General features: G+C 72.2%; 22 protein-coding genes and 1 tRNA gene. 17 read left to right on the plus strand and 6 right to left on the minus strand.

All coding sequences use genetic code 11. The features are described from left to right. Positions 1-79 precede the first annotated feature (79 nt). Positions 80-757: a uracil-DNA glycosylase gene (locus DFJ68_RS01385; protein WP_121030409.1), complete on the minus strand. Its 678-nt coding sequence runs from the start codon at positions 755-757 to the stop codon at positions 80-82. 63 nt (positions 758-820) lie between these two features. Here DFJ68_RS01385 and DFJ68_RS01390 point away from each other — a divergent pair, with 63 nt between their 5' ends. Together DFJ68_RS01390 and DFJ68_RS01395 are read left to right on the plus strand one after the other, a co-directional pair. Beyond that, positions 821-2,119 carry an N-acetylglucosamine-6-phosphate deacetylase gene (locus tag DFJ68_RS01390; protein WP_121030411.1) on the plus strand — a complete coding sequence of 433 codons (1,299 nt, stop codon included), beginning with the start codon at positions 821-823 and terminating at the stop codon, positions 2,117-2,119. A 5-nt stretch (positions 2,120-2,124) separates the two neighbouring features. Then, a complete protein-coding gene (locus tag DFJ68_RS01395) occupies positions 2,125-2,841 on the plus strand; it encodes an HAD family hydrolase (RefSeq protein WP_245963379.1) in 717 nt (238 codons plus the stop codon). A gap of 42 nt (positions 2,842-2,883) precedes the next feature. Here DFJ68_RS01395 and DFJ68_RS01400 read toward each other — a convergent pair whose 3' ends face one another. Then, positions 2,884-3,309 (minus strand): VOC family protein, encoded by a 426-nt coding sequence (locus tag DFJ68_RS01400; RefSeq protein WP_121030413.1) that lies wholly within the window; start codon positions 3,307-3,309, stop codon positions 2,884-2,886. 100 nt (positions 3,310-3,409) lie between these two features. Between DFJ68_RS01400 and DFJ68_RS01405 the strand changes: the two genes are divergently transcribed. The 7 genes from DFJ68_RS01405 (at position 3,410) to groL (ending at position 9,717) form a co-directional block, all read left to right on the plus strand. After that, on the plus strand, positions 3,410-4,780 hold the full coding sequence (locus DFJ68_RS01405) for a pyridoxal phosphate-dependent decarboxylase family protein (RefSeq protein ID WP_121034965.1): 1,371 nt from the start codon (positions 3,410-3,412) through the stop codon (positions 4,778-4,780). 177 nt (positions 4,781-4,957) lie between these two features. After that, on the plus strand, positions 4,958-5,254 hold the full coding sequence (locus tag DFJ68_RS01410) for a DUF3263 domain-containing protein (RefSeq protein WP_121030415.1): 297 nt from the start codon (positions 4,958-4,960) through the stop codon (positions 5,252-5,254). A 123-nt stretch (positions 5,255-5,377) separates the two neighbouring features. Continuing rightward, a complete protein-coding gene (locus tag DFJ68_RS01415) occupies positions 5,378-5,842 on the plus strand; it encodes a GNAT family N-acetyltransferase (RefSeq protein ID WP_121030418.1) in 465 nt (154 codons plus the stop codon). A 34-nt stretch (positions 5,843-5,876) separates the two neighbouring features. Continuing rightward, the gene (locus DFJ68_RS01420; RefSeq protein ID WP_121034966.1) at positions 5,877-6,374 is read left to right on the plus strand and encodes an SRPBCC family protein; all 498 of its coding nucleotides are present in this window, start codon (positions 5,877-5,879) and stop codon (positions 6,372-6,374) included. Next, complete coding sequence (locus DFJ68_RS01425; protein WP_121030420.1) at positions 6,374-7,228, plus strand: MBL fold metallo-hydrolase; 855 nt, start codon at positions 6,374-6,376, stop codon at positions 7,226-7,228. The genes DFJ68_RS01420 and DFJ68_RS01425 overlap by 1 nt, the downstream gene beginning before the upstream one ends. Before the next feature lie 168 nt (positions 7,229-7,396). After that, positions 7,397-7,822: an HIT family protein gene (locus tag DFJ68_RS01430; RefSeq protein WP_121030422.1), complete on the plus strand. Its 426-nt coding sequence runs from the start codon at positions 7,397-7,399 to the stop codon at positions 7,820-7,822. Positions 7,823-8,082: 260 nt separating this feature from the next. After that, entirely contained in the window at positions 8,083-9,717 is a 1,635-nt protein-coding gene (groL, locus tag DFJ68_RS01435) for a chaperonin GroEL (protein WP_121030424.1), read from the plus strand. 108 nt (positions 9,718-9,825) lie between these two features. Here groL and DFJ68_RS01440 read toward each other — a convergent pair whose 3' ends face one another. Next, positions 9,826-10,902, minus strand: a complete 1,077-nt coding sequence (locus DFJ68_RS01440; protein ID WP_121030426.1) for an N-acetylglucosamine kinase — start codon at positions 10,900-10,902, stop codon at positions 9,826-9,828. A gap of 92 nt (positions 10,903-10,994) precedes the next feature. Here DFJ68_RS01440 and DFJ68_RS01445 point away from each other — a divergent pair, with 92 nt between their 5' ends. The 5 genes from DFJ68_RS01445 to DFJ68_RS01465 all read left to right on the plus strand — a co-directional run bounded on the left by DFJ68_RS01445 (position 10,995) and on the right by DFJ68_RS01465 (position 16,244). Next, on the plus strand, positions 10,995-11,969 hold the full coding sequence (locus DFJ68_RS01445) for a MurR/RpiR family transcriptional regulator (protein ID WP_245963380.1): 975 nt from the start codon (positions 10,995-10,997) through the stop codon (positions 11,967-11,969). A gap of 159 nt (positions 11,970-12,128) precedes the next feature. Then, on the plus strand, positions 12,129-12,899 hold the full coding sequence (locus DFJ68_RS01450) for a sugar isomerase domain-containing protein (protein WP_245963381.1): 771 nt from the start codon (positions 12,129-12,131) through the stop codon (positions 12,897-12,899). 32 nt (positions 12,900-12,931) lie between these two features. Further along, positions 12,932-14,356: an N-acetylglucosamine/diacetylchitobiose ABC transporter substrate-binding protein gene (gene ngcE, locus DFJ68_RS01455; protein ID WP_121030429.1), complete on the plus strand. Its 1,425-nt coding sequence runs from the start codon at positions 12,932-12,934 to the stop codon at positions 14,354-14,356. Then, on the plus strand, positions 14,353-15,348 hold the full coding sequence (locus DFJ68_RS01460; RefSeq protein ID WP_121030431.1) for a carbohydrate ABC transporter permease: 996 nt from the start codon (positions 14,353-14,355) through the stop codon (positions 15,346-15,348). Before ngcE ends, DFJ68_RS01460 begins: the two co-directional genes overlap by 4 nt. A 104-nt stretch (positions 15,349-15,452) precedes the next feature. Continuing rightward, a complete protein-coding gene (locus DFJ68_RS01465) occupies positions 15,453-16,244 on the plus strand; it encodes a carbohydrate ABC transporter permease (RefSeq protein WP_245963746.1) in 792 nt (263 codons plus the stop codon). A 250-nt stretch (positions 16,245-16,494) separates the two neighbouring features. Here DFJ68_RS01465 and DFJ68_RS01470 read toward each other — a convergent pair whose 3' ends face one another. After that, a complete protein-coding gene (locus DFJ68_RS01470) occupies positions 16,495-16,785 on the minus strand; it encodes a WXG100 family type VII secretion target (protein WP_121030435.1) in 291 nt (96 codons plus the stop codon). A gap of 120 nt (positions 16,786-16,905) precedes the next feature. On the opposite strand from DFJ68_RS01470, the gene DFJ68_RS01475 reads away from it, so the two are divergent. Together DFJ68_RS01475 and DFJ68_RS01480 are read left to right on the plus strand one after the other, a co-directional pair. After that, positions 16,906-17,679, plus strand: coding sequence for a DUF4031 domain-containing protein (locus DFJ68_RS01475; RefSeq protein ID WP_121030437.1), 774 nt, complete (start codon positions 16,906-16,908; stop codon positions 17,677-17,679). 284 nt (positions 17,680-17,963) lie between these two features. Next, on the plus strand, positions 17,964-19,412 hold the full coding sequence (locus DFJ68_RS01480; RefSeq protein ID WP_121030439.1) for a nucleobase:cation symporter-2 family protein: 1,449 nt from the start codon (positions 17,964-17,966) through the stop codon (positions 19,410-19,412). Between the two features lie 265 nt (positions 19,413-19,677). Here DFJ68_RS01480 and DFJ68_RS01485 read toward each other — a convergent pair whose 3' ends face one another. Further along, a complete protein-coding gene (locus DFJ68_RS01485) occupies positions 19,678-20,172 on the minus strand; it encodes a YajQ family cyclic di-GMP-binding protein (protein WP_121030441.1) in 495 nt (164 codons plus the stop codon). A gap of 78 nt (positions 20,173-20,250) precedes the next feature. On the opposite strand from DFJ68_RS01485, the gene DFJ68_RS01490 reads away from it, so the two are divergent. Then, positions 20,251-20,331 (plus strand) — tRNA-Tyr (locus tag DFJ68_RS01490). A 57-nt stretch (positions 20,332-20,388) separates the two neighbouring features. Here the strand turns inward: DFJ68_RS01490 and DFJ68_RS01495 are convergent. After that, the gene (locus tag DFJ68_RS01495) at positions 20,389-21,141 is read right to left on the minus strand and encodes a FadR/GntR family transcriptional regulator (RefSeq protein ID WP_121030443.1); all 753 of its coding nucleotides are present in this window, start codon (positions 21,139-21,141) and stop codon (positions 20,389-20,391) included. Positions 21,142-21,164: the final 23 nt, after the last annotated feature.

The raw sequence follows: 21,164 nt of genomic DNA on the forward strand, positions 1-21,164 counted from the left end.
GGCGTCCCCGCCGTCTCATGACGCTGCTCGCCGGGGGCGCCGGCCGCGTCGTGCCTGGGGAGGGTCGGGTCGGTCGGCGTCACGTGAGCCTCCAGTCGATGGGCTGCCCACCCTGGGCGACGAGCAGGTCGTTGGCACGGCTGAAGGGCCGCGACCCGAAGAAGCCGTTGCTCGCCGACAGCGGCGAGGGATGCGCGCTCTCGACCCGCGGGACGTCGCCGAGCAGACGCCCGAGCGTCTGCGCCTGCTTGCCCCAGAGGATCGCCACGAGCGGACCGCCCCGCGCGGCAAGCGCCGAGATGGCGTGGTCGGTCACCGTCTCCCAGCCCTTGCCCTGGTGGCTGGCGGACCGGCCGGGCTGCACGGTGAGCACGCGGTTGAGGAGCATCACCCCGGCGTCCGACCACGGGGTGAGGTCGCCGTTCCCGGGGGTCGGCAGGCCGAGGTCGGTCCCGAGCTCGCGGTAGATGTTCTGCAGCGACCGCGGGACGGGCCGTACGTCGGGGGCGACGCTGAAGCTCAGCCCGACGGGGTGCCCGGGGGTGGGGTAGGGGTCCTGCCCGACGACGAGCACCTGCACGTCCTCGAAGGGCCGCCCGAAGGCGCGCAGCACGTGCTCGCCGGCCGGCAGGTAGCCCCGTCCGGCCGCGACCTCGGCGCGAAGGAACTCGCCCATCGCCGCGACGGTGTCGGCGACCGGCTCGAGGGCGGGGAGCCAGCTCGGGTGCACGAGGTCGGCGAGGGGGCGGGCGGGCACCGGCCCACGCTACCGCCGCCCGTCGAGGGGCCGTCGTCGCCTCCCGGTGGGAGACTGCCCGCGATGGTCCAGCCACCCGCCGCCACCCCGTCCGAGCCGTCGTCCCAGTCGTCGTCCGCGCCGTCGGCCCACCCCGCCGCCGACCCGCCCCGTGGCCACCGGCGCGACGACCGTGGCCGCGAGCTGCGCTACCTGCGCGGGAGCGCCGTCGTCGGTGACGTCGTCGTCCCCGACGCCCTCGTCGTCCTCGAGGGGGAGCGGGTCGTCGAGGTCCGCCGACTCGAGACCGCGCGCGGCGCGGACGGGTCACCCGACGAGGATGCCGTGACGGCCGCAGCCGAGCGTGTGCGCGGCACGATCGTCCCCGGGTGCGTCGACCTGCACTGCCACGGCGGCGGGGGCACCGCCTTCACCGACCTCGACGCCGGGGCTGCGGCCGCCGCTGCCCGCCACCAGCACGGTCGGGGCAGCACGAGCCTGCTCGCCAGCCTCGTCACGCTCGCCCCCGACGACCTGCTGCGGGGCGTCGAGGTGCTCGCCGACCTCGCCGACGACGGTCTCGTCGACGGCATCCACCTCGAGGGCCCGTGGCTCGCCGAGGCCCGCTGCGGTGCCCACGACCCGGCCCTGCTGCGCGACGCGGACCGGTCCGAGGTGGCCCGCCTGCTCGAGGCCGGGCGGGGACACGTCCGCCAGGTCACCGTCGCCCCCGAGCGACGCCACGGCCTCGAGCTCGTGCGCTGGCTCGTCGAGGGCGGGGTGCACGCGGCGATCGGCCACACGACCGCGACGTACGCGCAGGCGTCGGAGGCCGTCGCCGCCGGGGCCGAACTCGCCACCCACCTCTTCAACGGCATGGACCCCTGGCACCACCGCGAGCCCGGCACGGTGCCGGCGGCGCTCGCGGCCGCCGCCCGGGGTGAGCTCGTCGTCGAGCTCGTCGCCGACGGCACCCATCTCGCCGACGAGACGGTCGCGGCCGTCGTGCAGCTCGTCGGGGTGGGCCGCGTGGCCTTCGTCTCCGACGCCATGGCCGCAGCCGGGGTCGGCGACGGGCGGTACGTGCTCGGCGGGCTCGACGTCGTCGTCGACGGCGGGGTCGCGCGCCTGGCCGCCGGGCCCGATGGCGCGCCCGGGGCCATCGCCGGCGGTACCGGCCACGTGGCCGAGCTCGTGGCCCGCGCCGTGTCCCACGGCCTGACGCTGCCGGATGCCGTGGCCTGCGGGTCGCGCACCCCCGCGGCCCTGCTCGGGCTGCCCGACCGCGGTACGCTCGCCCAGGGCAGCCGCGCCGACCTGCTCGTGCTCGACGACGACCACCGGGTGACCCGCGTGATGCGGCGGGGGCGCTGGCTAGGCTGAGCGCCGTGACCGAGAGCGCCCCGACCCCATCCGTGCGCGACGCCGAGGGCGTGGCCGGAGCCGAGGGGCGCCGACCCCGCTGGCCCGTCGCCGTCTTCGACCTCGACGGCACGCTCGCCGACACGATCGGGCTCATCGTGGCCAGCTACCAGCACGCCTTCCGCACGGTCGTGGGGCGCGAGGAGGACGAGGCGGTCATCCGCTCGTGGATCGGGCGACCGCTCATCCAGGCCTTCGCCGACCACTCGCCCGAGCACGCCGACGCGCTCTACGCGACGTACCTGCGCTGGAACACCGACAACACCGAGCGGCTCATCGCCGGGTTCGACGGCGCCCGTGAGGTGCTCGCCGACCTGCGCGCGGCCGGGGTGCGGGTGGCCGTCGCCACGTCCAAGCGCACGGAGTCGGCGCGCCAGGCCATGGCCATCCTCGGTCTGGACGAGCACGTCGAGGTCCTCGTGGCCATGGAGGACACCGAGCGGCACAAGCCCGACCCGACCCCGCTGCTGCTGGCCCTCGAGCGGCTGCGCCACAGCGACCCGGCCGACGCCGTCTACGTCGGTGACGCCGTCGTCGACGTGCTCGCCGGCAAGGCGGCCGGCATGAGCACGGTGGCGGTCACCTGGGGGGCCGGCGTGCGCGACGCGCTCGACGGCATCCGGCCGACCGAGGTCGTCACGACCACCGCGCAGCTGCGCGACGTCCTGCTGCCCGCCGGCTGAGACCCACCCGCGCCGGCCGGCTGAGCGACGACCGGGCGCCCGTCACCACGAGCAGAGGCAGAACGGGTGGCCGACGGGATCGGCGTAGACCACGAAGGTGGCGTCCGCGGCATCCGCGTCGGGGTCGCCCAGCGGCCGGGCGCCCAGAGCGACGGCCCGCTCGTGCGCCGCCGGCAGGTCGTCGACGTAGAGGTCGAGGTGCAGCTGCTGCGGCACCGGCCCGTCCGGCCACGTCGGCGCGACGAAGCCGGCGGCGCGGTGGAAGCCGAGGGCCACCCCGCCCCCCGGGGGGTCGAGGGTGACGGCCCCGCCCTCCTGTTCCGCCTCGGGCGAGGCCCGCGGCAGGGGCCACTCGAGCAGGGCGGCGTAGAACGTGGCCAGCGCCCGGGGGTCGGGGCAGTCGAGCACGACGCTGTCGAGCCGGGGCACGGCCCCGGAGGGTCGGGTGCGGGGGACACAGTCGGTCATCGGGTCGCCTCTCGTGAGGGTGGGCGCACCCTACGACGGCCGGCCGGCGACGACCACCCCGCGCACCGCCGGCACGGGTGTCAGGCCCTACCATCTGCCCGTGCACAGCTTCGACAAGGATGCCGACGCCGCCGCGGTCGACGCCGTCCTCGACTACGCCCGCGAGCGGTTGCTCATGGACCCCGTACCCCTCGACCGGTCGCGCTCCGAGAGCGAGCTCGTCGAGATGGTCGGCCAGACCATCACCGCCGAGGGCCTCGGTCACGACCGCACGATGGAGCTCTTCGTCGACACCCTCGCCCAGGCGTGCTTGTCGACCGACCACCCCGGCTACCTCTCCTTCATCCCCTGCGCCCCGACGCGTGAGGCCGCCGCCTTCGACGTCGTCGTCGGCGCCTCGTCGATCTACGGCGGCTCGTGGCTCGAGGGCGCCGGCGCCGTCTACGCCGAGAACCAGACGCTGCGCTGGGTCGCAGACCTCGCGGGGATGCCGCAGAGCGCGGGCGGCGTGTTCGTGCCCGGCGGCACGGTCGGCAACCTCTCGGCTCTCGTCGCCGCCCGCCACACGGCGCGTGCGCGGGCGCTCGCCTCGGGCAGCGGCGACCGCCCGTACCGGATCGCCGCGACCGACAACGCCCACTCCTCCGTCGTGTCGATGGCGGCGGTCATGGACGCCGAGGTCGTCGGAGTCCCCGTCGACGACCTGCTGCGGATGACCGGCCCCGCCCTGCGACGTGTCGTCGAGGAGCACGGCCCCGAGACCTTCTTCGCCGTCGTCGCCACGAGCGGTACGACGAACTTCGGCGTCGTCGACGACCTCGCGGGTGTCGCCGAGGTCTGTCGCGAGTTCGGCATCTGGTTCCACGTCGACGGCGCCTACGGCGGCGCGGGGCTGGCGGCCCCGTCGGTGCGGCCGCTCTTCGACGGCATCGAGCACGCCGACTCCTTCATCGTCGACCCCCACAAGTGGCTCTTCGCGCCCTTCGACTGCTGCGCCCTGCTCTACCGCGAGCCCGAGCTCGCCCGGGCCGCGCACACCCAGCACGCCGGGTACCTCGACGTGCTCACCGCCTCGCCCGAGTGGAACCCGACCGACTACTCGATCGGCCTCACCCGTCGTGTGCGCGGTCTGCCGCTGTGGTTCTCGCTCGCGGTGCACGGCACCGACGCCTACGTCGAGGCCATCGAGAGCACCCTCGCGGTGACCCGGCACGCCGCGGCCGAGATCGAGCGCCGCCCCTACCTCGAGCTCGTGCGCGACCCCGACCTGTCCGTCGTCGTCTTCCGCCGCCACGGGTGGTCGCCCGCCGACTACCAGGCGTGGACCGACCGCATGCTCGAGGACGACTTCGCCTTCGTCGTGCCGACGACCTTCCGCGGAGAGGTGCTGACGCGCTTCGCGGTCGTCAACCCGATGACGACGAAGGAGCACGTCTCCGCGATCCTCGACACGATGGCCCCGTTGTCCTGAGGCCCTGCGCGGGTCGGCTGGGGCCGCTGTGACCCCTGTGACGGACGGGGTCGGATGCCGGTCGGCCGGCCGGGCGAGCGAGCTCGTGCCGGTCGGGGCGGCGAATGACACCCGTGTCATTACCGTCTATCGTGGGCTCGCAAGCAGCAGGGCGAGGACGGGACGGACGAGGCGCCGATGAGTACAGAGCAGGCCGTGACGCACGACCAGACGGGCGCCGGTACCTCCCTCAGCGACCGCGACCGCGAGATCATCGCCTTCGAGCGACAGTGGTGGAAGTACGCCGGCTCGAAGGAGCAGGCGATCAAGGAGCTCTTCGACATGAGCTCGACCCGGTACTACCAGGTGCTCAACGCGCTGCTCGACAACCCCGACGCGCTCGCCGCCGACCCGATGCTCATCAAGCGGCTGCGCCGCATGCGGGCCAGCCGCCAGCGGGCGCGCACGAGCCGCCGCCTCGGCATCAACGTCTGACGCGGTCCGTCCGGCGCCCGGCCTCGACGCCGAACCGTTGAACCGCCGCTCAACCGCTGAACCGCCGCTGAACCGCGGTGCCACGTCCGGCGCGGGCCGCACCGTGCGTGGTCTACTGCACGCATGACCGAGGCGAGCATCCGCCGAGCCGGGACCGCCGACGCCTTCGTCGTCGCCGCGCTGCACCTCCAGCTGGCCCGTGACCTCGGCGCGACACCGGAGCCGGGCTACCTCGACCGGTTCGCCGACGCCTGGCTGCGCGACCGACCCGACCGCCCGACGTGGATCGCCGAGAGCGACGGCCAGCACGCCGGCATCCTGCTCGCCCGTCGGCTGCGGAGCCTGCCGTGGCCGCACCGCACCGACACGAGCCGGCTGCACGTCGAGGCCTTCTTCGTGGCGACCGCCCACCGGCGCCGGGGCACCGGCCGCGCCCTGCTCGAGGGGGCCGTGGAGTGGGCGCGCACGACCGAGGTGACCGGCATCCACCTCGCGGCCCCCGACCCCGCAGCCGCGGCGGTGGCCCGCTCCGCCGGTTTCGTCACCGACGACGGCCACGTGCGCTTCGACCTTGCGGGCGCCCGGTGACGCGACCGACCGACCGGCACGACGGGGGTGCGACGTGCCCCAGGTGACCGCCGACGCGTGGGCCCCCGTGCCGCCCGAGACCGCCTTCGCGGTGTCGCAGACGACCGGGGAGGTGCGGCTGCGCTGGGACCCGTTCATCCGGCGGCAGCAGCTCGTCGACGCCCACCGCCCCGGCAAGGGCGTGCACACGCTGACGTGGGCGCGTGTCGGGCCGCGCATGGAGAGCGTCTACGTCAGCTACCGGCCGCCGACGAGCGTCGGGATGACGATGGTGACGGGTCCGTGGTTCTTCGCCTCGTTCGGCGGTGGCTGGCGCTTCACACCCGAGACCGTCGACGGGGTGGCGGGCACCCGCGCGTCGTGGAAGTACACGTACTCCGTGCGGCCCGGGTGGCTGGCGCCGGTGGCGCACCCGATCGGGCAGTGGCTGCTCGGCCGGGAGATCCGCGCCCGCATCGCCGCGTTCACCCGGGCGTGCGAGGACCCGGTCGTGCTGGCCGCGGTGGCTGTCGACGGGCCGTCAGGGCCCTGATGGCGCGGTCGGGCTTCGTCGAGGTGGCCGACCGGGTGCTCGTGGCCCGGTACCCGCAGTGGGACGTCAACGTCGGGCTCGTGCTGGGCCGTGACGGCGCCGTCGTCGTCGACACGCGGGCCGCCGACACCCAGGGCCGCGAGGTGCTCGCCGACCTCGAGCGGCTCGGGCGGGGCATCGTCGTCACCCACGTCGTCAACACCCACGTGCACTTCGACCACACCTTCGGCAACGCGGCCTTCGAGTCGGCGACGGTGCACGCGCACGACAACGTGGGGCGCACGTTCGAACGCGACGCCGTGCGCATCAAGGCCGAGTTCCGGGCCGACCCGGGTGACGCGCCGGAGTACGGCTACACCGCGCAGGACGCCGCCGACGTCCTCGCGACGACGGTGCGCGGGCCCGACGCGACCTTCGGCGGCAGCGCCACCATCGACCTCGGCGACCGGGTCGTCACGCTGGCCTACGGCGGTCGCGGTCACACCGACGGTGACATCGCCGTCGTCGTGCCCGACACCGGCGCGGTCTTCCTCGGCGACCTCGTCGAGGAGAGCGCCCACCCCTCGTTCGGCGGCGACTGCTGGCCGCTCGAGTGGGCCGACACGTTGGCCGCGCACCTCGAGCGGGTCGGGCCGGGAACGGTCGTCGTCCCCGGCCACGGGCGGCCGGTCGACAGCGCGTTCGTCGAGGCGCAGCGCCGCGACATCGCCGCCGTGGCTGAGGTCGTGCGCGAGCGGTTCCAGGCCGGGATGCCGGTCGAGCAGGCCGTGCGCGAACCCGACGACCGCCTGCCGTACCCGGTGTCGTGGCTCGCGGATGCCGTCCGGCGCGGGTACACCCAGCAGCGCCGCTGAGGGCCTGCACCTTTTCCCGCCGCGGCTGGGGTCTCGCGGCCGGATCGTGCCCGGGCCTGCTCCTTTTCCCGCCGCGGCCCGACAAGTGCAGGGCCGGGGCGCGAAACGGTGTCCGAAACCGGGCCGTGGCGGGATAAGTGCAGGGCCGGGCGTGGCAGGGTGGCGGGCATGAGCTGTGTCTTCTGCGGCATCGTCGCCGGCGGGCTGCCCGCCGACGTCGTGCTCGACGAGCCCGAGCTGCTCGGCTTCCTCGACCGGCGTCCGGTCTTCAAGGGCCACGTCCTGCTCGTGCCGAAGACCCACGTCGACACCCTGCTCGAGCTGCCCGTCTCGCTGCACGCCACCGTCCTCGAGGCCACCGCCCGCCTCGCCCGGGCCGCGGTCGACGGGCTCGGCGCGCAGGGCACGTTCGTCGCCATGAACAACGTCGTGAGCCAGTCGGTGCCGCACCTGCACGTCCACGTCGTCCCCCGAACGAAGGGCGACGGGCTGCGCGGCTTCTTCTGGCCCCGGACGACTTACTCGGACGCCGCGGACTCGGCCGACCACGCCGCCCGGCTCGCCGCCGCGCTCGCCGGCCCCCCGGCATCCTGACCGCTGCGCTGACCTGCACCGTCCCGCCCACCGGACGACGCGCAGGACGCAGCGTCGACGCACCCGACAGGCGTTTGCACTCTCACACCGAGAGTGCCAATAATGGCGTTGGCACTCTCGTCATGGGAGTGACAGAAGGACCACGGGCCGTATGCCGAGGTCCCGGGCCCCGCAGCGACGTGAACTGGGGGGATCGGGTCCGTCCGTCGCGGGCGACATGCGTCCCACCACCAACGTTTCGTGTGGGAGGAACCACCCGAATGGCCAAGATGATTGCGTTTGACGAAGAGGCGCGCCGCGGGCTCGAGCGGGGCATGAACGTGCTCGCCGACGCCGTGCGCGTGACGCTCGGCCCGAAGGGCCGCAACGTCGTGCTCGAGAAGAAGTGGGGCGCCCCCACGATCACCAACGACGGCGTCTCCATCGCCAAGGAGATCGAGCTCGACGACCCGTACGAGAAGATCGGCGCCGAGCTCGTCAAGGAGGTCGCCAAGAAGACCGACGACGTCGCCGGCGACGGCACGACGACGGCGACCGTGCTGGCCCAGGCGATGGTCCGTGAGGGCCTGCGCAACGTGGCCGCCGGCGCCAACCCGATGGCGCTGAAGCGCGGCATCGAGAAGGCCGTCGAGGCCGTCACCGAGGCCCTGCTGTCGCAGGCCAAGGAGATCGAGACCAAGGAGCAGATCGCCTCGACCGCCAGCATCTCGGCGGCCGACGAGGAGATCGGCGGTCTCATCGCCGAGGCGATGGACAAGGTCGGCAAGGAAGGTGTCATCACCGTCGAGGACTCCAACACCATGGGCCTCGAGCTGGAGATGACCGAGGGCATGCGGTTCGACAAGGGCTACATCTCGGCCTACTTCGTCACCGACACCGAGCGTATGGAGGCCGTCCTCGACGACGCCTACGTGCTCGTGGCCAACAGCAAGATCGGCAGCATCAAGGACCTCGTCCCGCTGCTCGAGAAGGTCATGCAGTCGGGCAAGCCGCTGCTCATCATCGCCGAGGACATCGAGGGTGAGGCCCTCGCGACGCTCGTCGTGAACAAGATCAAGGGCACGTTCAAGTCGGTCGCCGTCAAGGCCCCCGGCTTCGGCGACCGCCGCAAGGCCATGCTCGGTGACATCGCCATCCTCACGGGCGGCCAGGTCATCAGCGAGGAGGTCGGTCTCAAGCTCGAGAACGCCACCCTCGACCTGCTCGGCCGGGCCCGCAAGGTCGTCGTCACCAAGGACGAGACGACCATCGTCGAGGACCAGGACGACCGCTCCGCCATCGAGGGCCGCATCGCCCAGATCAAGGCGGAGATCGAGAAGTCGGACAGCGACTACGACCGCGAGAAGCTGCAGGAGCGCCTCGCCAAGCTCGCCGGTGGCGTCGCCGTCATCAAGGCGGGCGCGGCCACCGAGGTCGAGCTCAAGGAGCGCAAGCACCGCATCGAGGACGCCGTGCGCAACGCCAAGGCCGCCGTCGAGGAGGGCATCGTCGCCGGTGGTGGCGTCGCCCTCATCCAGGCCGCCAAGGTCGCCTTCGAGAAGCTCTCGCTCGAGGGTGACGAGGCCACCGGTGCCAACATCGTGCGCGTCGCGTCCGAGGCCCCGCTCAAGCAGATCGCGATCAACGCCGGTCTCGAGGGTGGCGTCGTGGCCGAGAAGGTGCGCGGTCTCGAGGCCGGTCACGGTCTCAACGCCGCGTCCGGTGAGTACTGCAACCTGCTCGACGCCGGCATCATCGACCCGGTCAAGGTCACCCGCTCGGCCCTGCAGAACGCGGCCAGCATCGCGGCCCTGTTCCTCACGACCGAGGCCGTCATCGCCGACAAGCCGGAGAAGTCGGCCCCGGCCATGCCCGGTGGCGACGACATGGGCGGCATGGGCGGCATGGGCTTCTGAGCCCCGCCACCCGCTGTACCTGAGCTCGCAGCAGTACCAGCACGATCCGAAGGGCGGCTCCCGTGGGGGGCCGCCCTTCGGCGTGTCCGGATGCCGGCCAGCCGGCTCTCAGCGCAGGGCGGCGAGGGTGGTCGTGACGGTCTCGAACACCGACCGGTCGACGGCCAGGCCGGCGCGGCGCAGCGACAGGACCGCGGCGCCGACGAGCCCGTCCGGGACGACGATGACCTCACCCGTGTGCCCGGCCGCGACCAGGGAGGCACGCACGGCGGTGCGCGGGGCCGGTTGTGCGACGAGGACGCTGCCGCCGAGCACGACGGGGTGCGGCCCGGCCTCCGGTCGCAGCACGGCACCGAGGGTGGTCGCCAGCGCGCGGCCGGCGCGCTCGACGATGTCGGCCGCGACGGCGTCGCCGGTGTCGGCCGCCTCGAAGGCGAGGGGGGCGAAGCGCGCGAGGTGCACCGGGGGCAGTGCGTAGAGGCGCTTCACCAGCTCGCGCAGCGGGCCCTCGTGCTGGTGCCCGCCGGGCACGGCGGCCGCGGCGGCCGAGGCGTGGTGGTCGCTCGGGCCGTCGGTCACCTCGAGGGCGGTGAGCAGCAGGGCCGTGAGAGCCGTGTCGGGAGAGCGGCCGTCGAGGGCGGCGCCGACGGCCCGGGCGACCTGCTGACCGATCCAGAACCCCGACCCGTCGTCACCGAGCAGCCACCCGAGGCCGTCGCACGTGGCCACGACCTCACCGCCCTCGACGCGGACGGCGGCGGCGCCGGTGCCGGCGACGAGGGAGTGCCCGTCGGGGTCGGGGCTGCCCGAGAAGTAGAGCGCGAGCAGGTCCTGCTCCATCGTCACCGGCGTGGTGACACCAGCGCGGGCGACCGCCCCGTGGATGGCCGCGCCGGCCTCGCTGTCGTCGGTGACGCTGCTGCCGCCGGCCATGGCGACCGAGGTGCTGACGACGGTAGCCCCCGACAGCCCGGCCGCGACGAGCGCGGCGGAGACCGCCCGGTGCAGTGAGTCGCCGGCGTGCGCCGGTCCGGACGAGATGGGGTTGCCGCTGCCTGCGCGACCGTGGCCCAGGCACCGTCCGTCGGGGGCCAGCACGACGGCACGCGTGGAGGTGCCGCCGGCGTCGACGCCGAGGTGGTGGCGGCCCTCGGGTGAGGGCTCGCCCGAGGGGTCAGGATCCATCGTTACCGCTCCGAGACCGGACACTGCTTGACGTCACGCTCCTGATGATAGAGATTTTCACCCGTCCGCACGACGAAGTGAGACGGATTTTCATGAGCCTCGACCAGCCACACACGAACGGCGCGCCCCGCGACGCCGGTGTCGCTGTCGCGCAACGCATCCGGGCCAACCGGATGCAGATGAGCCCGGCCATGGAGAAGATAGCCGGGCTGCTGCTCGACCACCCGACGGCGCCGCTCGACCTGTCCATCACCGAGCTCGCCCAGCAGGCGGGGACCTCGGCCGCGACCGTGACCCGGTTCTGCCGCGTCATCGGCTACGCCGGCTACGTGCCGCTGCGGGTCGGCGTGGCGGCCGACATGGGGCGTGGCGACGTCACCTCGTCGTGGCACACCGACCTCGGCCGCTCGTTCGACCCCGACGACCCGGCCGAGCGCGTGCTCGAGGCGCTGCTCGACACCCACCTGCGGTCGCTGCGCGAGACGGCCACCTCGGCCGACCTCGAGCAGGTCACCCGCATCGCCGCCCGCATCGCCACGTGCGAGCACCTCGACATCTACGGCATCGGCGGCAGCGCCGTCATGGCGACCGAGCTGGCCGCCCGGCTCTACCGCATCGGCATCAACGTCCACGCCTGGTCGGAGGTGCACGACGGGCTGACGAGCGCGGCCATCCACGGCGGCGGCTGCGTGGCCATCGGCATCTCGAACACCGGTCGCACCCTCGAGACCGAGCAGATGCTCGCGCAGGCCCGCTCGAGCGGCGCGTTCACGGTGGCGCTGAGCAACCGGGGCGACTCGCCGCTGGCCCGCCTCGCCGACGAGCACCTGCTGACCGCGACCCCCGACGAGTACCTGCAGCCCGACGAGCTGTCGGCCAAGCACTCCCAGCTGTTCGTGCTCGACCTGCTCTACGTGCTCGTCGCGCAGCAGAACTTCCCGCGCACGACGACCAAGCTCGCCGCCTCGGCGATGGCCGTCGGCCCGCACCGCCGTCCCCCGGGTCGACCGGGCCGTGGGTCGGGCGGGTCCCGCGCCGCCAAGGAGCCGGCCCGACGGCCCGCCTGACGCGGCCGGTGCGGTGCCCACGCGAGCCGGCCCACCGGCATCCACCCGGATGCGGACACCACCGCGGACGCGCATCCCACGAGGCGGCCGCCACCGCACCACCTCCCACCAGCACCCGCCACCACCCACGACCACCCTCGAGGACAAGGACCACCACGCATGGCCGAGCTGATCCGCCAGATGACCGAGCAGACGACGACCCGCCTCGAGCGCATCGCCGCGCTCGCCGAGCAGGGTGGGCTCGACGCCGCCGTCGAGCTCGTCGTCGAGTCGGTCGTCGACGGCGGGGTGCTGCAGGCCTTCGGCACCGGTCACTCGCAGGCGTTCGCGATGGAGATCGCGGGCCGTGCCGGCGGGCTCATCCCGACCGCGCGGGTGGCCCTCAGCGACCTCGTCGTCGTCGGCGGCCAGCCGGCGAGCGTGCTGCACGACGGGTCGTCGCTCGAGCGCGACCCTGCCGTCGTCGATGCGCTCTGGGCGCTCACCGACGCCGGGCCGGCCGACGTCTTCCTCATCGCGAGCAACTCCGGCGTCAACGGCTCGGTCGTCGGCTACGCCCTCGCGGCGAAGGAGCACGGCCACCCCGTCATCGCCGTGACGAGCCTCGATCACACGGCCCGCGTCACGCCGAAGCACCCGAGCGGCAAGCGCCTCAGCGAGATCGCCGACGTCGTCATCGACAACCTCGCCCCCTACGGCGACGCCACCCTCTCGCTCGAGGGGGACATCGCCGGTGACATCCCGGTCGGTGCGGTGTCGTCGATGACGGCCGCCTTCATCGCCCAGCTCATCACCATCCTCGCCGCCGAGCGCCTCGCCGCGTCGGGCGCGACCCCGCCCGTCTACCTGTCGGCCAACATCCCCGGCGGCGACGAGCACAACCACCGACTCGAGAGCCGCTACGGCGACCGGCTGCGCCGGCACGCCTGAACCACACCACCACCAGGGAAAGGGACACACCAATGACCATCGAGAAGAAGGACATCGGCCGCCGCAGCTTCATGCGGGGAGCTCTCGGCGCGGCGCTGGCCCTGCCCCTCGCGGGCACGCTCGCCTCGTGCGCCGGCAGCAGCAGCGGTGGCGACGCGCCGGCGAACAACGCGGGCCCGACCGGCGCAGTGTCGAAGGACAACCCCTTCGGCCTCGCCGACACCGCGAGCATCGACGCCGTCATCTTCAACGGCGGCTACGGCATCGACTACGTGTCGTTCGCGGCCGCGATCCTCGAGAAGAACCACCCGGGTGTCAAGGCGAAGATCAGCCCCTCGACCCAGATCGCCCAGGAGCTGCAGCCGCGCTTCGTCGGCGGCAACCCGCCCGACCTCATCGACAACTCCGGTGCCGGCGCCATCGGCTTCAGCACCATCATCGACCAGCTCGAGGACATGAGCGGCGTGCTCGAGGCCCCGAACCTCGAGGGCACCCCGATCAAGGACACCCTCTTCGGTGGGGTCGCCGCGCCCGGCACCTTCGGTGACAAGTTCGTCGCCCTCAACTACGTCCTCACCGTCTACGCCGTCTGGTACTCGGCCTCGCTCTTCGAGCAGAACAACTGGACCCCGCCGAAGACGTGGGACGAGGCGCTCAAGCTCGGGGCCGACGCCAAGAGCAAGGGCAAGTACCTCTTCGCGTGGGGCAAGGAGGCGGCGACGTACTACCAGACGATGGCCATCGCCTCGGCGATCAAGCAGGGCGGCGACGAGGTGCGACTCGCCCTCGAGAACCTCGAGGAGGGCTGCTGGAGCAAGCCGGCCGTCCAGTCGGTGTTCACGGCGATGGGCGAGATCGTCAAGGCCGGCTACATGAAGCCGGGTGGCGCGGGCACGCAGTTCACCGCCGCCCAGGCGCAGTGGAGCAACGACGAGGCCTGCCTGCTCTACCCCTCGGGCTCGTGGATCGAGAACGAGATGATCAAGCAGACCAAGGACGGCTTCAAGATGACCGGCGCCCCCGAGCCGACGGTCGACTCGAGCTCGGCGCTGCCCTACGAGGCGCTGCACAGCACGGCGGGCGAGCCGTTCGTCATCCCGTCGAAGGCGGCCAACACGGCCGGCGGCAAGGAGCTGCTGCGCGTCATGCTGTCGAAGGAGGCGGCGACCAACTTCAGCAAGACCCGCCTCGCCCCGACCATCGTCAAGGACATCGTCCCCGAGGACGGCTTCGGCTCGACGGCCCTCGTGTCGCAGACGAGCATGCTGTCGGCCGCGGGCGACAACATCTTCACGTGGAACTTCGTCGACCTCTACGGCACGAACAAGGACCAGCTCGTCGTCTGGAACAGTTTCCTCGCCGGTGACCTCGACGTCGCAGGCCTCACCTCCGGCCTGCAGAAGATCACGGACGCCGTCCGCAACGACGACTCGGTGAAGAAGGTCAAGGTCTCATGACGGCACCCGCTCTGGTCGCGCCCGACGGCCAGACGCAGCCACCCCGCAAGCGGGCACGTCGCAAGCTGACGTTCGAGCGGGCGAGCTTCATGCTCGTCTTCCTCGGGCTGCCGCTCGCCATCTTCGTCGTCTTCGTCATCTGGCCCTTCGTGCAGGCGTTCTACTACTCGCTGACGAACTGGTCGGGCTTCACGGCCAAGATGGACTTCATCGGCGTCGCGAACTACCAGCGGCTGCTCGGTGACGAGACGTTCATGACGGCGCTGCGCAACAACGTCGCGCTCGCGATCGTCGTCCCGCTCGTCACCATCGTCCTGGCGCTCGCGCTGGCGACGATGGTGACGGTGGGCGGCTCGAAGCACGGGGCCGTCTCGGGCCTGCGCGGGTCGAGCTTCTACCGGGTCGTCTCGTTCTTCCCCTACACGGTTCCGGCGATCATCACCGGCCTGCTGTGGGCGCAGATGTACGACCCGTCGCGCGGCCTGCTCAACGGTCTGCTCACCGGCGTCGGGCTCAGCGGGTTTGACTCGTTCCCGTGGCTCGGCGACACCCGTACGGCGATGCCGGCGGTCATGTTCGTCATCGTCTGGAGCTTCGTCGGCTTCTACATGGTGCTCTTCGTCGCCGCCATCAAGGGCATCCCGTCCGAGCTGTACGACGCCGCCCGCATCGACGGGGCGGGCCGGCTGCGCACCGCCTTCTCGGTGACCCTGCCGCTCATCCGCGAGAACGTGCAGACGGCGTACATCTACCTCGGCATCCTCGCCCTCGACGCCTTCGTCTACATGCAGGCGATGAACCCCGGTGGAGGGCCGGAGAACTCGACGCTCGTCATGTCGCAGGACCTGTTCACCACCGCGTTCAGCAAGGGCCAGTTCGGGGTCGCGAGCGCCATGGGCGTCACCCTCGCGGCGATGACGCTCGTCTTCGCCGCCCTCGTGTTCATCGTCAACCGCCTCACCGGCGGCGGCCAGCGGGGGGAGAGCCGGTGACCACCACGACGAGCCGCCGGCAGCAGCAGGCGACGACACCGCACCGGGCCGAGGCACGCACCTCGACGGCCGGCGACCGGGCGTTCTCGTTCTCGGCGCACACGGTGCTGATCTTCTGGTCGGTCATCATCATCGTGCCGCTGCTGTGGACCGTGATGACCTCGTTCAAGACGACGAAGGAGATCTTCGCCAGCCCGTTCAGTTTGCCGACGAGCTGGAGCTTCGACAACTACGTCAACGCGTGGACGACGTCGGGGGTGGGCGAGTTCTTCGTCAACACCGTCGTCGTCGTGGGCTCGGCCCTCGTCATCGTCATGGTGCTCGGGGCGATGTGCGCCTACGTGCTCGCTCGCTACGACTTCTTCGGGGCGCGGGCGATCTACTACCTCATGCTGGCCGGCCTGACCTTCCCGGTCTTCCTCGCCATCGTGCCGTTGTTCTTCGTCCTCAAGGGCGTCGGGCTGCTCAACACCCTGCCCGGCCTCATCCTCACCTACGTCGCCTTCGCGCTGCCGTTCACGGTGTTCTTCCTCTACCCCTTCTTCCGCGACCTGCCCGACGAGATCGCCGAGGCGGCCGAGGTCGACGGGGCGGGGGAGTGGCGCAAGTTCTTCCAGATCATGCTGCCGATGGCCAAGCCGGGCATGGCCTCGGTCGCCATCTTCAACTTCCTCGGTCTGTGGAACCAGTTCCTCCTCCCCGTCGCGCTCAACACCAACCGCGACAACTACGTGCTCAGCCAGGGCATGGCCAGCTTCGCGTCGCAGGCGAACTACGCCGTCGACTTCGGCGCGCTCTTCGCGGCCGTCGTCATCACGGTCGTGCCGGTGTTCGTCGTCTACCTCGTCTTCCAGCGACAGCTGCAGGGCTCGGTCTCGGCCGGGACGATGAAGTAGCACCGCCCACCCCCCATCGTCGCCACACCGGAGGGCGGCCCCACGCGGGGCCGCCCTCCGGCTCTGTGCGCCGCGGCCGGTCGGGGGGCGTGACACCGGCCGCGGACGTGGGGATGGCGCTTCGTGTGACGGTCACCCGTCGGATGCCGGGGGGCGGGCGGGTGCCGGCCCACCGGCATCCGGTGGGCGGCGGCCCAACGGCGCTGGCGTCGGCCCGGTGGTCGGCACAATGCGGCGCTCAGTGGGCGGCTCAGTGGGCGAAGAGGGCCCGGGTCGCGTTCTCGTGCTCGGCGTAGGCGCTGGAGGCCTTCATCGTGAGGCGGCCGACGTCGGCGAGCGCCTCCGTCATCTGCGCCTGGGTGCGCTGGTAGTCGTGCATGACGCGCTCGAACTCGACCTTGGCGGGGCCCTGCCAGTCACCCGCCATGCCGGCGAGCCGGCCGCGCAGCTCGGCGGCGCTCGAGGTGATGGTGTCGGCCAGGCGGTTGATGTCGCCGGCCGCGGCGGCGATGCGTTCGGTGTCGACGACGGAGCGAGACATCCGGGTCACTTCCTCTCTGTCGGCCGCGGGGGCCGGTGGGCGTTGCTGACCCCTCAGAAACTAGGGACTTCCGCGAGAGGGCGTCGTCCGTCATCCACAGGGCTGGCCTACGCTGCCGCCATGACCGTGTGGATCGACGAGCCCCTGTGGCCCGCGCACGGTCGGCTCTTCGCCCACCTCGTCAGCGACGTCTCGCTCGACGAGCTGCACGCGGTGGCCCGCTCGCAAGGACTGCACCCTCGCTCCTTCGACGGCGACCACTACGACGTGCCGCAGGAACGTTGGCAGGCGTGCGTCGACGCGGGCGCCGTCCCCACGACCGGCGTCGACCTCGCCCGGCGGCTCAACGCGTCGGGCCTGCGGCTGCGCAAGCGCAAGGGTGAGCGGGGGGTGGCCCGGGTGCGGGCCGTCCGCTTCCCGAACGGCACGAGCGACGTCGACCTCATCGCCTCGACGCGGCCCGCCCCGGACCCGCAGGTGTTCGCCGCGATGGTGTTCGTGCGCGACGCCGCCGGCGACTTCGCGGTCGTGCACAGCATCCGCCGCGACGAGTGGGGCTGCCCCGGCGGCTGGCGTGAGCCGGGGGAGAGCCCCGTCGAGAACGCGGTCCGCGAGGCCTTCGAGGAGACGGGGCTGCGGCTGGACCCGACCGACGTGCACGCCTGCGGCTACGAGCGGTTCACGCCGGTCGACCGTGACGAGGTCATCACCCCCGACCGCCCGCTGCTGCAGGTGTACCGCACGATGCTGCCCCGGCATCGCCCCCCGATCACCGAGGGTGACGACGGCATCCGGGCCACCCGGTGGGCGACACCGGCCGAGCTCCAGGCGCTCTGCGGCCACCTGTTCTGGTGGCCGCTCGCGCTCGAGATCTTCGCCGACCTGCGTCCCTGACCCGTCCCTGACCCGTCCCTGACGCCGAGGGGCGGCGGCACGCGGCCGTCACGCCGGCGAAACGCCCCTGACGCACGCCGCCGACACACTGGGGCGACGCGAGGGTCAGGGCCGACCGGGCGCTGACAGACGGGGGCGCGCGGCCACCGACCGGCATCCAAGACCGGTCACCGCTGACCCTTGACCATGGCCCCCAGCCCTGACACTCTGACACAGCGGAAAAACTATTCCACCATGCGAAAGGCGCCTCGACGACGAGCCGCCCCGTGCGACAGGGAGAGCAGATGGCACGCGCAGCGCAGGCCGGACGGGTCACGACCGGCCGCCCCGAGGACCAGCGGTACCCGTTCGGGCAGCTGCTCGTCTACGGGACCCAGCACATCCTCACGATGTACGGCGGCGTCATCGCCCCGCCGCTCATCGTCGGCACGGCGGCGGGGCTGCCCGCCACCGACGTCGCCCTGCTCGTCACGGCGGGCATCTTCCTCAGCGGCCTCGCGACGCTGCTGCAGACGCTCGGCATCGGGCCGGTCGGCAGCCGCCTGCCGATCGTGCAGGGCATCTCGTTCGCGAGCGTCTCGACGATGACGGCCATCGCCAACGACGGCGGGGTGCAGCCGGTGTTGGGCGCGATCATCGTCGCGGGCGTCATCGGCTTCGTCATCAGCGGCTTCTTCGCCCAGCTCGTCCGGCTCTTCCCGGCCGTCGTCACCGGCTCGATCATCACCGTCATCGGCCTGTCGCTCATGCCCGTCGCGTTCACGTGGGCGATGGGCGGTGCCGGCAGCAAGACCCTCGGCTCGACGGGCAACATCGCCTTCGCCGGGCTGACGCTGCTCATCATCCTCGTCATCAGCCGGCTCTTCCAAGGGCCGATCTCGCGCCTGTCGATCCTGCTCGGGCTCATCGCCGGCACGCTCATCGCCTTGGCCACGGGGCGAGCCGACTTCTCGCGCGTCGGCGACGCGAAGATCTTTTCGCTGCCTCCGGTGCTGCACTTCGGCGCCCCGACGTTCCAGGTCGGCGCCATCATCTCGATGACGATCGTCATCCTCGTCATCATGACCGAGACGACCGCCGACATCCTCGCCATCGGCGAGATCGTCGGCACCGAGGTCGACGCCAAGCGGGTCGGCGACGGCCTGCGCGCCGACATGGCCAGCACCGCCGTCGCGCCGCTGCTCGGCTCGTTCCCGTGCAGCGCCTTCGCCCAGAACGTCGGCCTCGTGGCCCTCACCGGCATCAAGAGCCGCTACGCCGTCGCCGCCGGCGGTGGGGTGCTCGTCGTGCTCGGACTCTTCCCGGTTGTCGGCGCCGTCGTCGCCGCGATCCCGTACCCCGTCCTCGGCGGGGCCGGCATCGTGCTCTTCGGCTCGGTCGCGGCATCGGGCATCCGCACCCTGTCGCGGGTCGACTACCAGGACAACCTCAACATGGTCATCGTCTCGGTGGCGATCGCGGTCGGCATCATCCCCATCGCGGCGCCGACGTTCTGGAACCAGTTCCCCGAGCAGGTCGCGACCATCCTGCACTCGGGCATCAGCGCCACCGCCATCGTGGCCGTCGTGCTCAACCTGCTCTTCAACGAGGTGAAGAAGGGCAACAAGCCCGGCGCGTCGGTGTTCTCGGCCGCCGAGGACGAGCGCGACGAGCTCGGCGACACCCTCGACGACGAGCTGCGCGGCGAGAAGCGCCCCGTCCCCGGGTCGCGCCGCCCCGCCCCCGAGCACTGAGCCCGGCCCCGCGGTCGACCTCCACCCGCCCCGGCTGACTCGAACGAACCGTTCGAGGTCGAGAGCGCTGGAGGATGCCGAACGCGCCGGTGCACCGACGCGTTCGGACCCCGGCGACGAGGTCGACCTTGAACGGTTCGTTCGGCGCAGTGGGCCTGTGGAGGCGAGGGGCGGCAGATCCGGCCACAGCGTGAGGATGCCGTCCAGCCCGGGTGGGCGGGACGGCATCCTCACGTCGTGGTGACCCCGCGCGGGGGCCGGCGACTCAGCGGTAGTTCGTGAACGTCAGCGCGACGTCGAGGTCGGCACCCTGCAGCATCTTCTGGACCGCCTGCAGGTCGTCGCGGGACTTGCTCTGCACCCGCAGCTCGTCGCCCTGGATCTGGCTCTTGACGCCCTTGGGGCCCTCGTCGCGGATGAGCTTGTTGATCTTCTTCGCGTTCTCCTGGCTGATGCCCTCCTTGAGGGGGGCGTCGAGGTGGTACTCCTTGCCGGAGATGCGCGGCCCGGCCTCGGGCACGTCGAGGTGCTTGAGGCTGACCTTGCGCTTGACGAGGTGGGTCTGCACGACGTCGAGCACCGCCTTGCAGCGCTCCTCGGTGCTGGCGCGCATCTTGATCACCTCGCCGGCGAGCTCGACGGAGGCGCCGACGTTCTTGAAGTCGTAGCGCGTCGCGATCTCCTTGCTGGCGCTGTTGACCGCGTTGGCGATCTCCTGCTTGTCGAACTTGCTGACGACGTCGAACGACGAGTCGGCCATCGTGGGGCTCCTTCCGGGGCGTCGGGACAACCCGATTCGGCTCGGGTGGGCTTCCTTGCTATCCTTCCATGCGCACGGGGCAGGTTGTCCGAGCGGCCAATGGAAACGGACTGTAAATCCGTCGCGAGAGCTACGAAGGTTCGAATCCTTCACCTGCCACCCAGTGTTGAGAAGGGCCCCTGACCAGCGGAGACGCCGGTCAGGGGCCCTTCTGCGTCAGGCGTCCTGGGCCCGGCGGAGGGCAGCGCGCATCGTCTCGAGGGTGAGCGTGAAGTGCTGCTGGGCGCAGGCGTTGGCGGCCTCGGCGTCGCCGCGCACGACGTGTCCGACGAGCTCGGTGTGCTGGGCGAGGGCCTCGTCGTAGAAGTCGCGGGTGTACGGCTCGGCACCGAACCCGAGCGTGGCCGCCGCGGTGAGGTGGGCGCTCAGTGACGTGAGGTGCGGGTTGCCGGCGGCCGCGGTGACGAGGCCGTGCAGCCGGCGGTCGGCGCTGCGCGCCTCGGTCATCGACTCCGCGGCGCGGAAGTCGCCCAGCGCCGCCTCGAGCGCCTCGACGTCGGCAGAGGTCCGGCGCTGGGCCGCGGCGCGGGCGATCATGCCCTCGACCATGCAGCGGTAGTCGTACAGCTCCTGCAACCGGGGGATCTCGGTCTCGAGGGTACGGCGGGCGAGGTCGGGGGCGACGTCCTCCCACGACATCTCGGCGACGAAGGCCCCGCCGGCGCGACCGCGCCGGGTCTCGATGAGCCCGAGCTCGGTGACCTGCTGGAGGGCCTGGCGAACCGTCTGCCGGCTCACTCCGAGGGAGGCGGCGAGCTCGCGCTCGGGCGGCAGCCGCTCGCCGGGGGAGTACTCGCCGACGGCGATGGCGGTGACGAGCCGGTCGGTGAGCGACGTTGCCTTCGTGCGGGGCTCGGCCGCCAGCAGGACGGAGCCGTCCCCGTCGGCCGTCCCCCCGTGCGCGTCCACACGCCGAGTCTAGGCGTGTCGTA

Origin of the sequence: Terracoccus luteus, assembly GCF_003635045.1 — a bacterium.
GTDB classification, from domain to species: Bacteria; Actinomycetota; Actinomycetes; order Actinomycetales; family Dermatophilaceae; genus Terracoccus; species Terracoccus luteus.